We start from the raw sequence: 12,387 nt of genomic DNA on the forward strand, positions 1-12,387 counted from the left end.
CCCCCCGTACCGTTGGTGGGGTGCACCGGTTTCTCCTGACCCCGCGCTGGTGGGGGATCAACGTCTTCGTCGCCCTCGCCATCCCCTTCTGCCTGTTCATGGGGACCTGGCAGCTGGGCCGGTTCGAGGACCGCGTCGGCAGCCACCGGGAGGCGGCCTCCGGGCGCCCCGACGCGGAGCCGGCCGCGCCGCTGGACTCGCTGCTGCCGGTGGACACCAGGACCTCCGGGCGGCTGGCCTCCGCGGCCGGCGAGTACGGGCGGCAGCTGCTGGTCCCCGAGCGGGACCTCGACGGCAGGCGGGGCTTCTACGTCCTGACCCTGCTGCGGACCGACTCCGGCAGGACCGTCCCCGTGGTCCGGGGCTGGATGCCGGGTACGGCGGACGCGGCGAAGGCCCCGGCCCCGCCGGCCGGCCGGGTCGAGGTGACGGGGGCCCTCCAGGCCTCGGAGAACTCCGGCACCAAGGGCGTGCACGCGCAGGGCGGGCTGCCGCCGGGCCAGCTCGGGGTGATCGGGGCGGCCACGCTGGTCAACCTGGTGCAGGACCCGCTCTACGACGCCTGGCTGACGGTGCAGACCGCGTCGGACGGGATGGTCCCCGTCCCGGCGGAGGCGCCGAGCAACACCGGGCTCGACCTGAAGGCCTTCCAGAACCTCGGCTACACCGGTGAGTGGTTCGTCTTCGTCGCCTTCGTGCTCTTCATGTGGTTCCGGTTCTACCGGCGCGAGGTGGAGACCCTGCGCGACGCCGAGGCGGGCCTGCTGCCGGCCGCGAGCCCGGCGGGTGCGCCCGGCACCGCCCCCGCGAAGGCGGCTCCCGCTACGGCGCCGGCTGCGGAATGAGTCCCGTCCGGTAGACCGTGCCCCCGCAGGCCTGCGGGATGGTGGTCTGGGTGACGGGGGCGCCCGTGGCGGTGGCCGGGGCGTGGGAGACCGCCACTCCGGCAGGGTCCGGGTCGACCGGTCCGCTCGGCCGCTGCGTCCCGCCCGCCGTGTCGCCGGCCCCCGCCGGGGTGTCCGCCGCCCCGCCGGCCGCGGTGTTCGCCGGAGCGCCGTCCGACCGGGCCGCCGGGCTCTGCGCCGTACCGTCCTGCTGCCGGGGCGTGGCCGAGGGGCCCGGGGCCGCCGGACAGGACTGCGGGGAGGGCACCCAGGCGAAGAGGACCTCGTACGCCTGCTTCGGCTGGAGCAGCAGCGCCGGGGCCTCCGCCGAGGGGTCGGGCAGCCCGCTCGCCGGGTCCCCGGCCTTGTGGCCCGTGACCGTCACCCCGGGAGGCTGTGCGGGCGGCGGGCCGTGGGCCACCGAGGCGGCCGTCACGGTGTCGGGGCCGGTGACCGTACAGCCCTTGGCGGAGACGTTGGTGACCTTGAAGCTGCCGTAGACCTTGCCGTCGGCCTCGGGGGCGCGTGCGCTGCCCGCCACCCCGAGCTGGTCGGCGGTGCACCCGGGGGCCGCGGCGGCCGCCCCGGCCGGGGGCTGCGGGCCGTTGCCGGCGGCGGCCGCGGGGGCTCCGCTGCCGGAGGGGCCCGCCGTCACGCCGCCGGACGGGGATCCGCCGGGCTGCGGGGAGGGCCGTTCGCCCGTGCCGCCGGCCGTCGGGTCCTGGCCCTTGCCGGCGGGCTGGGCGGGATGCGGCCGGGCCGCGCCGCCGGAGTCGTCGGCGTGCGCACCGCCGGGGCGGGGGCCCTGCGCCTCGCCGTGGCCCGCCATCGCCGAGTGCCCGGCGGCGCTGCCGCCCTCGTCCTCGTCGCCCAGGTGCAGCGCCGCCGGGACGGCGGTGCCGGCCAGGAGTACCGCCACGGCCGCCCCGAGCAGGGCCTGCCGTTTGCGGGCCCGGCGTGCGGGCACGGCGTGGCGCAGCCGCTCCAGGGCCCCTTCGGAGGGTTCGAGGCCCTGCACGGCCCCGGCGAAGAGGCTGCGGAGCACCTGCTCGTCGGCCGCGGCCGGACCGGCGGAGTGCGACGGGTTCCCGTGGTCGTCCCTCATGACTGCGCAGCCTCCATCGCCACCCTCAGCGCGGCAATGCCCCGCGATCCGTACGCCTTGACCGAGCCGAGCGATATCCCGAGCGTCTCGGCGACCTGGGCTTCCGTCATGTCCGCGAAATAGCGCAGCACCAGCACCTCGCGCTGGCGGCGCTGGAGTCCGCGCATGGCCCTGATCAGGTCGTCGCGCTCGAGCTGGTCGTACGCCCCCTCCTCCGCGCTGGCCATGTCCGGCATCGGCTTCGACAGCAGCTTGAGGCCGAGGATGCGGCGGCGCAGCGCCGAGCGCGAGAGGTTCACGACGGTCTGGCGGAGATAGGCCAGGGTCTTGTCGCGATCGCGCACCCGGTTGCGGGCGGAGTGGACGCGGATGAAGGCCTCCTGGACCACGTCCTCGCAGGAGGCGGTGTCGTCGAGGAGGAGGGCGGCCAGCCCGAGGAGCGAGCGGTAGTGGGCCCGGTAGGTCTCGGTGAGGTGGTCGACGGTGGTCCCGGCCACGACCGGCGGCGCGGCGGCCTCCCCCGCGGCGGGCGCCGGGGCCTCGTCGGCGGCGCCGGCGGGCGCCGCGCTATCGCGGGGCGAGGGCACGCGGCCGCCCGGGACCGCCCCGGCGGGCAGCGCGCCGGCCTGCGGGACGGGCACGATCACAGGAAAGCCGCCGTAAGCGCCGGTGCGCCGGCGCGGGGGAGCGATCCCCGAGCGCGCCGGTACGACGGCGAAGTCCAAGAGTGCCTCTGCCACGCCCGTTGGACACGCGTCCCCCCGTCAGGGTTGTACGCGTGAGGCAGAGTATTCAGCAATTTCCCCATTGCCTTCATGCGTACCCGCTCTTCCCGATTGCCCCATTTATCCAGGCGGCAGTCGGGCCATCACCTTGATCAAGGGATCGAAGCCGATCCTACAAAGCGGATTACGCGAATTCACCCGCGATCAGTTCCGAGATCTGAGCGGCATTCAGCGCGGCGCCCTTGCGGAGATTGTCGGCGCAGACGAAGAACTCCAGCGCCCGGGCGTCGTCGAGCGAGCCCCGCAGGCGGCCCACCCAGGCCGGGTCCGTGCCGGCCGCGTCCGCCGGCGTCGGCCACTCCCCCGCCGCGGGATCGTCCACGAGGACCACCCCGGGCGCCGCCTCCAGGATCTCCCGGGCGTGCGCCGCGGCCACCTCCCGCTCGAAGCGCGCCCGCACGGTCAGGGAATGCCCGGTCACCACGGGGACCTGGACGCAGGTCACGGAGACCGGCAGGGACTCCAGGCCGAGGATCCGCCGGGTCTCCGCCCGCACGGCCAGCTCGTGCGAGGACCAGCCGTCCGCGCGCAGCTCACCGGACCAGGGCACCACGTTCAGCGCGAGCGGAGCCGCGAACGGCCCGGTGTCCTCGCCCACGGCCCGGCGCACGTCCCCGGGCTGCTCCCCCAGCGGGCTCCCGGCGACCAGCGACAGCTGGCGCCGCAGCGCCTCGGAACCGGCCCGGCCCGCCCGGCTCGCGGCCTGGTACGAGGAGACGGCCAGCTCGGCCAGCCCGTACTCGGCGTGCAGCGCGCCCAGGGCGGCGATCATCGCGGCGGTCACGCAGTCCGGGCCCGCGACGATGCCGCGCGGGCGGCTCCGTACGGCGCGGGCGTTGACCTCGGGCACCACCAGCGGCACCTCGGGGTCCTCCCGGAAGGCGGCGGACTGGTCCACCACCACGGCCCCGCGCGCGGTGACCACGGGCGCCCAGCGCGCCGAGACCTCGGCCGGGGTCAGGAAGAGGACGACGTCGCCCGCGCCGAGGCCCTCGAAGGCGTCCTCGGTGAGGGCGAGCACCTCGGTCTCCTCGCCGCGGACGGCCAGCACGCGGCCGGCCGAGCGCGGTGAGGCGATCAGGCGTATGGCGCCCCAGACGTCCGCCCGCTGGGACAGGATCTGGAGCAGGATCGATCCGACCGCCCCGGTCGCCCCGACCACGGCGAGCGCCGGGGCCGGGGCCGACCGGTGCGGACTCATCGTCCGGTGCCTCCGTAGACGACCGCCTCGTCGCTGTCGGAGTCGAGGCCGAAGGCCGTGTGGACCGCGATGACGGCCGCGTTCACGTCGTCCTGGCGGGTCACCACCGAGATGCGGATCTCCGAGGTGGAGATCAGCTCGATGTTGACGCCCGCGTCGGACAGCGCCTGGAAGAAGGAGGCGGTGACGCCCGGGTTGGTCTTCATGCCCGCGCCGACCAGGGAGATCTTGCCGATCTGGTCGTCGTAGCGCAGGGAGTCGAAGCCGATCTGCGCCTTCGCCTTCTCCAGGGCGTCGATGGCCTTGTGGCCCTCGGTCTTGGGAAGGGTGAAGGAGATGTCCGTCAGGCCCGTGGAGGCCGCCGAGACGTTCTGGACGATCATGTCGATGTTGATCTCGGCGTCCGCGATGGCGCGGAAGATCGCCGCGGCCTCGCCCGGCTTGTCCGGAACGCCGACGACGGTGATCTTGGCTTCGGAGACGTCGTGGGCGACTCCGGAGATGATGGCGTGCTCCACCTGCTCGTCCCCTTGCGACTCGGGCTTCTCGTTGCTGACCCAGGTACCCGGCAGTCCGGAGAAGGACGAACGGACGTGGATCGGAATGTTGTAGCGGCGCGCGTACTCGACGCAGCGGTGCAGCAGCACCTTGGAGCCGGAGGCCGCGAGCTCCAGCATGTCCTCGGAGGAGATCCAGTCGATCTTCCGGGCCTTCTTCACGACGCGGGGGTCCGCGGTGAAGACGCCGTCGACGTCGGTGTAGATCTCGCAGACCTCGGCGTCCAGCGCCGCGGCCAGCGCCACGGCGGTGGTGTCCGAGCCGCCGCGGCCGAGGGTGGTGATGTCCTTGGAGTCCGCGGACACGCCCTGGAAGCCGGCGACGATGGCGATGTTGCCCTCGTCCAGCGCGGTGCGGATCCGGCCCGGCGTCACATCGATGATGCGCGCTTTGTTGTGGACCGAGTCGGTGATCACGCCTGCCTGGCTGCCGGTGAACGACTGGGCCTCGTGGCCCAGGTTTTTGATCGCCATGGCCAGCAGGGCCATGGAGATCCGCTCTCCGGCGGTCAGCAGCATGTCGAATTCGCGCCCGGCAGGCATCGGCGATACCTGCTCGGCGAGATCGATCAGCTCGTCCGTCGTGTCGCCCATCGCGGAAACCACGACGACCACCTGGTGGCCGTTCTTCTTGGCGTCCACGATCCGCTTGGCGACGCGCTTGATGCCCTCGGCATCGGCTACGGAGGAGCCTCCGTACTTCTGCACGACAAGGCCCACGTGCGCTCCTCGCTCGGTCCGTCTCATTGCGGGTGCAGTCTAACGAGCGGCCGCGATCCGACCGCCTCGTACCACATCATGAGATGGGATTATTTACGGCCGAGCCTACCGAGTTCCTGCTCCATGACCCGCCCCGCCTGCTCCACGAGGTCCTCCTCGGTGAGGTCCTCGTCGGTGTCCAGCCCGTCGAGGGCCGCGAGCGGCTGGTTGAGGCGGACGTGCGAGATCAGCGACTGGAGGGCGCGCAGGGTGGCCGAGGCCGTCGGCCCCCAGTTGGTGAAGTACGAGAACTGCCACCACCACAGCGCCTCGGTGACCCGGCCCGCCTGGTGGTGGATGAGCCCGTGCCGCAGGTCGGCGACCACGTCGGCCAGGTCGTCGGAGATCCGGTGCGCGACCGGGGCCTTGCGCGGCTCGTACGGGTCGAACACCTCGGAGTAGACGTCGACCGGCTCCAGCATCACGGCGAAGCGCTCGCGCAGGTCGTCCACGTCCGGCTCCGGGCCCAGGTCGGGCTCGTAGCGCTCGTCGGGCAGGACGTCCTGGTACGCGCCCAGCCGGCCGCCCGCCAGCAGCAGCTGGGACACCTCCAGGAGGAGGAAGGGAACGGCGCTGTCCGGGTCCTCGCCCTTGGCCACCTCGGTGACCGCGACGATGAAGGACTCGATCTGGTCCGCGATCGAGGCGGCGAAGTCGTCCGGATCCTGTCCCAGGGCGTGCAGCGTTGCGTCAGACATCAAGAAGTCGCCTTCCTTCAAAGGCCCGCCCGAGCGTGACCTCGTCCGCGTACTCAAGGTCTCCCCCGACGGGGAGCCCGCTGGCCAGGCGGGTGACCTTCAGGCCCATGGGCTTGATCATGCGGGCGAGATAGGTGGCGGTCGCCTCGCCCTCCAGGTTCGGGTCGGTCGCGAGGATCAGCTCGGTCACCGTCCCGTCCGCGAGCCGCGCCAGCAGCTCGCGGATGCGCAGGTCGTCGGGGCCGACGCCCTCGATCGGGCTGATCGCCCCGCCGAGGACGTGGTACTTGCCCCGGAACTCGCGGGTCCGCTCGATCGCGACGACGTCCTTCGGCTCCTCCACCACACAGATCACCGTCGCGTCGCGGCGCGGGTCGCGGCAGATGCCGCACCGCTCCTCCTGCGCCACGTTCCCGCAGACCGCGCAGAACCGGACCTTCTCCTTGACCTCCAGCAGCGCGTGCGCGAGGCGGCGGACGTCGGTGGGCTCGGCCTGCAGGATGTGGAAGGCGATCCGCTGCGCGCTCTTGGGCCCGACGCCGGGCAGCCTGCCCAGCTCGTCGATCAGGTCCTGGACCACGCCTTCGTACAACGGACTGCCTTCTTTCGGTTCTGGTGCTGTGTTCTACAGGGAACGGGGGCGGGACGGGAAGGGGAGGGCTAGAAGGGGAGGCCGGGGATGCCGCTGCCGCCGCCCAGGCCCTGGGCCAGCGGGCCCAGCTTCTGCTGCTGGAGCGCCTGGGCGTTCTCGTTGGCCGCCTGGACCGCCGCGACGACCAGGTCGGCGAGGGTCTCGGTGTCCTCCGGGTCCACGGCCTTCGGGTCGATGACCAGGGCCCGCAGGTCACCGGAACCGGTGACGGTCGCCTTCACCAGGCCGCCGCCGGCCTGGCCTTCGACCTCGGTCCGGGCCAGTTCCTCCTGGGCCGTGGCGAGGTCGCGCTGCATCTTCTGGGCCTGCTGGAGCAGCTGCTGCATGTTGGGCTGGCCACCACCGGGAATCACGGGTACTCACTCCATCTGCGCATCGGCCTGGCTGCGGCCGTCGGGAACGCTCGGTCAATCCGAGCCTACGTGCTCCCCGGGCGGCGCGCCCTACGCCGGGAGGACCAACTCTTTCGGGTGAGAGACGGGGCGTGCGCGTCCCTGATGGAGACCTCCTTGCGGGCGGAAAACCGGGGATTCGTTGTCCATCGCGTGTCATTCGAAGGTAGGAAGAGCATGCGCACCATTGCGCACACGCGCACCACGACACGTCAGTGCAGGCAGAGGGAGTGCCCGGGTGAGTCAGCCGGAGATGCAGCCCGAGGGGCCACCCCGGGATCCCGCAGAGGACGGCGACCTCACCGGGCGGCCGTTCCCCCTCGGCGACTGGGGCGAGCCCGCGGAACGGCTCGACGAGCTCTACCGGCGGGTGGAGGCCGACGCCCTGCGCACCGCCGAGTGGTACCTGTCGGACCGGGCCTGGAAGCGCCGGGGCGCGCGGACCCTGCGGGCCGGCGCGGCCCTGGGCGCCGTCACGGGCGCCGCGATGCCGCTGCTGGAGCTGACCGGGTCGACCCCGGGCGCGGCCCCGTACGGCTACCTCTCGCTGCTGCTGGCCGCCGCCTGCCTGGCCTGCGACCGGTTCTTCGGCCTGACGTCGGGGTGGATGCGGGACGTGGCCACGGCGCAGGCCGTGCAGCGCAGGCTCCAGACGCTCCAGTTCGACTGGGCCTCGGAGAACGTGCGCGAGGTGCTGGGGCCGACGGAGGGCACGGCGAGCGAGGCCGCCGAGCGCTGTCTGACGGTGCTGCGGAGGTTCTCCGAGGACGTGGCGGAGCTGGTGCGCTCCGAGACGGCGGACTGGATGGTGGAGTTCCGGGCGGGACCGACGCCGCTGGCCATGCAGTCCCTGGCCGCCGCCCCGGCCCGCCCGGACCCGGGTGTGCCGCCGGCCCGCTTCCCCCTCCCCCCGGGCACCCGCCCGAACATGCCCCGCCAGCGTCCTCCGGAGCAGCCCCGCTGAGGTTCCCGGGGCCGCGGGCGGGTGCCCGGGCGGGTCCGGGCGGGTCCGGGCGGGTCCGGGCGGGTCCGGGCGGGTCAGCTGAAGATGATCATGGAGCCTTGGCCCAGGCTCCGGGTGGCCGCCGCGTGCAGGCCCAGCCAGACGTGCCGCTCCCGCGCGAAGGGGCTCGCGTCGTACGGGATCGGCCCCGCGGGCTCCTCCAGCGCCGTCGGGCCGCCCGGCGGCGCCGGCGCCGCGGGAGGGTTGGCCGGGTCTATCCCGATCGCCGGGGCGACGAAGGCCAGCTCCCGCAGCAGCCCCTGCGCCGACCCCAGCGGACCGCCGCCGGCCAGCAGCTCCTCGTTGGCCAGCGGCGCCGGGAAGTCCACCGGGACGTACGCCCCGGCGTGGTCGTAGTGCCACACCAGGTGCGACTGCTGCGCGGTGGACTCGAACATCTCCAGCAGCTGCTCGTAGTCCCCGCCCAGCTCGTCCACCGGGGTCACCGGCAGCCCGCAGATCTGGAGCAGGTACGCCCGCCGCAGGAAGTGCAGGGCGTCGTAGTCGAAACCGGCCACCGGGGCCACGTCCCCGCTCAGGCCCGGCATGTAGGCGAACACGGGCACCGACGGCAGACCCGCCTCGCCCAGCGCCTTGTCGTACGCGGCGATCTCCTCCGCGAAGGGGTTGTCGGGGCTGTGGCACAGCACGTCGACAAGGGGGACCAGCCACAGGTCACAGGCCACGCGGGCTCCGATCAGTCGTTGCCGCCGCTCCGGCCAGCGTAGTGCGCCGGACACGCTCCGCGAAGGGGTGCGCAGAACCCGGCGCGACGGTACGGCGGCGGACGGGCCCCTCAGAGGGTCGCGGCCCAGTCCAGCCCGTGCTGGTTGTACCCGCGCACGATGCGGCGCACGGCCTCGGCATCGGCCAGCGTCACCGCGTCGACCAGCTCCCCGTGCTTGTCCCAGAGCGCGTTCCCGAGCTCGGGGGCCTCCTGGAGGTGGGGCACGGAGAAGACCCAGCACTGCACGCGGATCCGGTGCAGGAACTCGGTGATGTAGGTGTTGCCGACCAGCCCGCTGAGCTCCCGCCAGAACCGCAGGTCGTAGCCGATCAGCACTTCGAGCGAACCGCTGCGCGCCGCCCGCCGCGCCTCCTCCGCGCGGCGGCGCACCGACACCAGCCGTTCGGCGGAGCCGGGCGCCGTCCCGCACTCGACGAGCCGCCGGAAGACCCCGTCGAGTATCAGCATCCGGGCCTCGATCATGCCGCGGAAGTCGTCGACCGTGTAGATCCGGACCCGGAAGCCCCGGTGCTGCACCGACTCCAGCAGGCCCTGCGCGGCGAGGTCGACCAGCGCCTCGCGCACGGGGGTCGCGGAGACCTCGTACTGCTCGGCGATCTGCTTGACCGTGAACTCGGTGCCCGGGGGCAGACGGCCCGCGAGCACCTCGTCGCGCAGCGCGTCCGCGATCTGCTGTCGCAGGGTGCTGCGGGTGACACCTCCGCCGCTGCCTGACATAGGGGGTCCGTCTCCTCGGTAGAACTTCGGACACCTTAGGCCAGGCAGCGCGGCCGAAACCGATCGGTTCCCCGCCGTTGTCCGGAGGAACCGAGCGCCATGCGGACGATCAGGCCCCCGCGGTGTGCCGGTCGGCGACCGTCAGTGCCTCGTCGAGGAGGGCCAGGCCTTCCTTGGCCTCGGCTTCGGTGACGGTGCACGGCGGGACGACATGCGTCCGGTTCATGTTGACGAACGGCCACAGCCCGGACGCCTTGCAGGCCGCCGCGAACTCGGCCATGGGCGCGTTGTCGGCGCCGGAGGCGTTGTACGGGACGAGCGGCTCGCGCGTCTCCTCGTCCCGTACGAGCTCCACCGCCCAGAAGGTGCCGAGCCCGCGGACCTCCCCGACCGACGGGTGCCGCTCGGCGATCTCGGCCAGCCCGGGGCCGATCACCTCGGCGCCGATGCGGGCGGCGTTCTCGACGATGCCCTCCTCGGCCATCACGTTGATCGTGGCGACGGCGGCGGCGCAGGCCAGGGGGTGGCCGGAGTAGGTCAGTCCGCCCGGGTAGGGGCGGGTGGCGAAGGTCTCGGCGATGGCGCCGGAGATGGCGACGCCGCCGAGGGGCACGTAACCGCTGTTCACGCCCTTGGCGAAGGTGATCAGGTCCGGGGTGACGTCCCAGTGCTCGGCGGCGAACCAGGCGCCGGTGCGGCCGAAGCCGGACATGACCTCGTCGAGGACGAAGACGATGCCGTGGCGGTCGCAGAGCTCGCGCACGCCGGCCAGGTAGCCGGGCGGCGGGGTCATGATCCCGGCGGTGCCGGGCACCGACTCCAGGATGATCGCCGCGACGGACTGCGGGCCCTCGAAGGCGAGGGTGTCGGCGAGGTGCGCGAGGGCGCGCTCGCACTCCTCGGCCTCGGTGGTGGCGTGGAAGGGCGAGCGGTAGAGGAACGGGCTCCAGAAGTGCACGACGCCGGCGGAGGCGGTGTCCGACGGCCAGCGGCGCGGGTCGCCGGTCAGGTTGATCGCGGCGGCGGTGGCGCCGTGGTACGAGCGGTAGGCGGACAGCACCTTGTGGCGGCCGGTGTGCAGCCGGGCCATGCGGACGGCGTTCTCCACGGCCTCGGCGCCGCCGTTGGTGAAGAAGATCTTGTCGAGGTCCCCGGGGGTGCGCTCGGCGATGAGGCGTGCGGCCTCGGAGCGGACGTCCACGGCGAACCCGGGCGCCAGGGTGCAGAGCCGGCCGGCCTGCTCCTGGATGGCCGCGACCACCTTGGGGTGCTGGTGGCCGATGTTGGTGTTGACCAGCTGGGAGGAGAAGTCGAGGAAGCGGTTGCCGTCGTAGTCCCAGAAGTACGAGCCCTCGGCCCCGGCGACGGCCAGCGGGTCGATCAGGGCCTGGGCGGACCACGAGTGGAAGACGTGAGCGCGGTCGGCGGCCTTGACGGCCGCGCCGGTGACATGAGGGGTCATGGCGCCACGCTAGAAGTGCGCAGGTGGGAAGGGATATCGGCGGACTGTATGGGGGTGGGGGGCCGCCCTCGGCAGTCTGTCTGCCCGAAGCTCCGTTGACAGCATGCTGTCAACGTGGGAGCGTGGTGTCGTCCCCTCCACCCCGTTGCATCGCCTTTCGTCCCCAGACCTCTTGCCCCCGGAGGCGTCCCATGAGCGGTACTGCCGGCAACACGGCCGCCAAGCCCGTCCACCTCGCGGTCTACGACACGTACGCGGACTGGGAGACCGGCCACACCACCGCGCACCTCACCCAGCGCGGCTTCCGGATCCGCACGGTGGGCCCGGTGGCCGGGGTGCCGGTCACCACCATGGGCGGCGTCCGCATCCAGCCCGACCTGTCCCTCGCCGACCTGCGCCCCGAGGACTCCTCGCTGCTGATCCTGACCGGTGCGCAGCTGTGGGACACCGGTGACGAGCTGGCCCCCTTCGCCGCCACGGCCCGCGCGTTCCTCGCGGCCGGGGTGCCCGTCGCGGCCATCTGCGGGGCCACGGCGGGCCTCGCCCGCGAAGGCCTGCTGGACGACCGCCCGCACACCAGCGCGGCCGCCGCCTACCTCGGCGCGCAACCGGGGTACGGGGGAGCCGACCGGTACCTGGAGGCCGACGCGGTCACCGCGGGGGACCTGATCACGGCGGGCCCGACCGAGCCGGTGGCCTTCGCCCGGGAGGTCTTCGCCCGGCTGGGGGTGTACGAGCCGGAGGTGCTGGACGCGTGGTACCGGCTGTTCCACCACTCCGACGCGAGCGCCTTCCCGGTCCTGATGGCGGCGGAGGCCGGCGGTGCCTGACCCGCTGCCGGCGCAGCCCCTGTCCGGTCGGGAGCGGCAGGACCTGCTCAGCCGGACCGCGCTCGGTGTCTTCCGGCTGAACGGGCAGTTCCTGACCGTCTCCGAGGAGCTGGCCCGCCCGGCGGGGCTGACGGCCGCGTGGTGGCAGGTGCTGGGCGCGGTGCTGACGGAGCCGCTGCCCGTCGCGGGGATCGCCCGGCGGATGGGGATCACCCGGCAGAGCGTGCAGCGCGTGGCGGACCTGCTGGCCGCCGAGGGGCTCGCCGAGTACGTCCCGAACCCCGCGCACCGCCGCGCGAAACTGCTCCGCCCGACGCAGGAGGGCCGGGCCGCGATCGCCCGCATCGACCCGGGCCACGCGGAGCTGGCGGCCCGTCTGGCCTCCCTGTTGGGCGAGACGGCCTTCGCGGAGACGGCCGCGGTGCTGGAACGCCTGTCGGAGGCCCTGGCGTCGCTCTCCGCGCCCGGCCCCGGCGACGACTGAGGGCCCGACGCCGGCGCGCGGTCCCTCGGTGCGCGACGGGGGGGCCGTCGCCGCCCGGGAGTACTGGACCAGCCCTGGACAGGACCCCGCGCCCCGCTGGAGGGCGGGCT

Annotated in this window: 14 protein-coding genes; 4 read left to right on the plus strand and 10 right to left on the minus strand. The window is 73.5% G+C overall.

The genetic code is table 11. The annotated features are described in order from the left end of the window. Positions 1-20: 20 nt before the first annotated feature. The gene (locus AB0469_RS04395) at positions 21-845 is read left to right on the plus strand and encodes an SURF1 family protein (protein ID WP_366449802.1); all 825 of its coding nucleotides are present in this window, start codon (positions 21-23) and stop codon (positions 843-845) included. Here the strand turns inward: AB0469_RS04395 and AB0469_RS04400 are convergent. The 7 genes from AB0469_RS04400 to AB0469_RS04430 all read right to left on the minus strand — a co-directional run bounded on the left by AB0469_RS04400 (position 823) and on the right by AB0469_RS04430 (position 6,994). Then, on the minus strand, positions 823-1,989 hold the full coding sequence (locus AB0469_RS04400; RefSeq protein WP_366449803.1) for a hypothetical protein: 1,167 nt from the start codon (positions 1,987-1,989) through the stop codon (positions 823-825). The two genes, AB0469_RS04395 and AB0469_RS04400, sit on opposite strands and share 23 nt — an antisense overlap. Further along, positions 1,986-2,729, minus strand: a complete 744-nt coding sequence (locus tag AB0469_RS04405; protein ID WP_366449804.1) for a SigE family RNA polymerase sigma factor — start codon at positions 2,727-2,729, stop codon at positions 1,986-1,988. The genes AB0469_RS04400 and AB0469_RS04405 overlap by 4 nt, the downstream gene beginning before the upstream one ends. Before the next feature lie 169 nt (positions 2,730-2,898). Next, the gene (locus AB0469_RS04410) at positions 2,899-3,975 is read right to left on the minus strand and encodes an aspartate-semialdehyde dehydrogenase (RefSeq protein WP_366449805.1); all 1,077 of its coding nucleotides are present in this window, start codon (positions 3,973-3,975) and stop codon (positions 2,899-2,901) included. Next, on the minus strand, positions 3,972-5,252 hold the full coding sequence (locus tag AB0469_RS04415; protein WP_007264986.1) for an aspartate kinase: 1,281 nt from the start codon (positions 5,250-5,252) through the stop codon (positions 3,972-3,974). The genes AB0469_RS04410 and AB0469_RS04415 overlap by 4 nt, the downstream gene beginning before the upstream one ends. An 89-nt stretch (positions 5,253-5,341) precedes the next feature. Beyond that, positions 5,342-5,989, minus strand: a complete 648-nt coding sequence (locus AB0469_RS04420; RefSeq protein WP_366449806.1) for a DUF5063 domain-containing protein — start codon at positions 5,987-5,989, stop codon at positions 5,342-5,344. Then, positions 5,982-6,581, minus strand: a complete 600-nt coding sequence (gene recR, locus AB0469_RS04425; RefSeq protein ID WP_042816380.1) for a recombination mediator RecR — start codon at positions 6,579-6,581, stop codon at positions 5,982-5,984. The genes AB0469_RS04420 and recR overlap by 8 nt, the downstream gene beginning before the upstream one ends. Positions 6,582-6,649: 68 nt before the next feature. Next, positions 6,650-6,994, minus strand: coding sequence for a YbaB/EbfC family nucleoid-associated protein (locus AB0469_RS04430; RefSeq protein WP_042816379.1), 345 nt, complete (start codon positions 6,992-6,994; stop codon positions 6,650-6,652). 277 nt (positions 6,995-7,271) lie between these two features. Here AB0469_RS04430 and AB0469_RS04435 point away from each other — a divergent pair, with 277 nt between their 5' ends. Then, a complete protein-coding gene (locus tag AB0469_RS04435; protein ID WP_366449807.1) occupies positions 7,272-7,997 on the plus strand; it encodes an SLATT domain-containing protein in 726 nt (241 codons plus the stop codon). Between the two features lie 74 nt (positions 7,998-8,071). On the opposite strand, the gene AB0469_RS04440 is transcribed toward AB0469_RS04435, so the two are convergent. The 3 genes from AB0469_RS04440 to AB0469_RS04450 all read right to left on the minus strand — a co-directional run bounded on the left by AB0469_RS04440 (position 8,072) and on the right by AB0469_RS04450 (position 10,963). After that, complete coding sequence (locus AB0469_RS04440; protein ID WP_366449808.1) at positions 8,072-8,722, minus strand: hypothetical protein; 651 nt, start codon at positions 8,720-8,722, stop codon at positions 8,072-8,074. Positions 8,723-8,832: 110 nt separating this feature from the next. Next, the gene (locus tag AB0469_RS04445; RefSeq protein ID WP_366449809.1) at positions 8,833-9,501 is read right to left on the minus strand and encodes a GntR family transcriptional regulator; all 669 of its coding nucleotides are present in this window, start codon (positions 9,499-9,501) and stop codon (positions 8,833-8,835) included. A 109-nt stretch (positions 9,502-9,610) separates the two neighbouring features. After that, positions 9,611-10,963 (minus strand): aspartate aminotransferase family protein, encoded by a 1,353-nt coding sequence (locus AB0469_RS04450; protein WP_366449810.1) that lies wholly within the window; start codon positions 10,961-10,963, stop codon positions 9,611-9,613. A gap of 191 nt (positions 10,964-11,154) precedes the next feature. Between AB0469_RS04450 and AB0469_RS04455 the strand changes: the two genes are divergently transcribed. Together AB0469_RS04455 and AB0469_RS04460 are read left to right on the plus strand one after the other, a co-directional pair. Beyond that, the gene (locus AB0469_RS04455) at positions 11,155-11,793 is read left to right on the plus strand and encodes a DJ-1/PfpI family protein (RefSeq protein WP_366449811.1); all 639 of its coding nucleotides are present in this window, start codon (positions 11,155-11,157) and stop codon (positions 11,791-11,793) included. Next, positions 11,786-12,277 (plus strand): MarR family transcriptional regulator, encoded by a 492-nt coding sequence (locus AB0469_RS04460; RefSeq protein WP_366449812.1) that lies wholly within the window; start codon positions 11,786-11,788, stop codon positions 12,275-12,277. The genes AB0469_RS04455 and AB0469_RS04460 overlap by 8 nt, the downstream gene beginning before the upstream one ends. The last annotated feature ends 110 nt before the right edge of the window (positions 12,278-12,387 follow it).

It is taken from the genome of Streptomyces sp. NPDC093801 (genome assembly GCF_040701585.1).
GTDB lineage: Bacteria > Actinomycetota > Actinomycetes > Streptomycetales > Streptomycetaceae > Streptomyces.

Bases quoted from the DNA above. Each gene is read 5' to 3' on its own strand.
- AB0469_RS04445 (WP_366449809.1), bottom strand. From the start codon at position 9,501: ATGTCAGGCAGCGGCGGAGGTGTCACCCGCAGCACCCTGCGACAGCAG.
- AB0469_RS04410 (WP_366449805.1), bottom strand. From the start codon at position 3,975: ATGAGTCCGCACCGGTCGGCCCCGGCCCCGGCGCTCGCCGTGGTCGGG.
- AB0469_RS04450 (WP_366449810.1), bottom strand. From the start codon at position 10,963: ATGACCCCTCATGTCACCGGCGCGGCCGTCAAGGCCGCCGACCGCGCT.
- AB0469_RS04420 (WP_366449806.1), bottom strand. From the start codon at position 5,989: ATGTCTGACGCAACGCTGCACGCCCTGGGACAGGATCCGGACGACTTC.
- AB0469_RS04455 (WP_366449811.1), top strand. From the start codon at position 11,155: ATGAGCGGTACTGCCGGCAACACGGCCGCCAAGCCCGTCCACCTCGCG.
- AB0469_RS04400 (WP_366449803.1), bottom strand. From the start codon at position 1,989: ATGAGGGACGACCACGGGAACCCGTCGCACTCCGCCGGTCCGGCCGCG.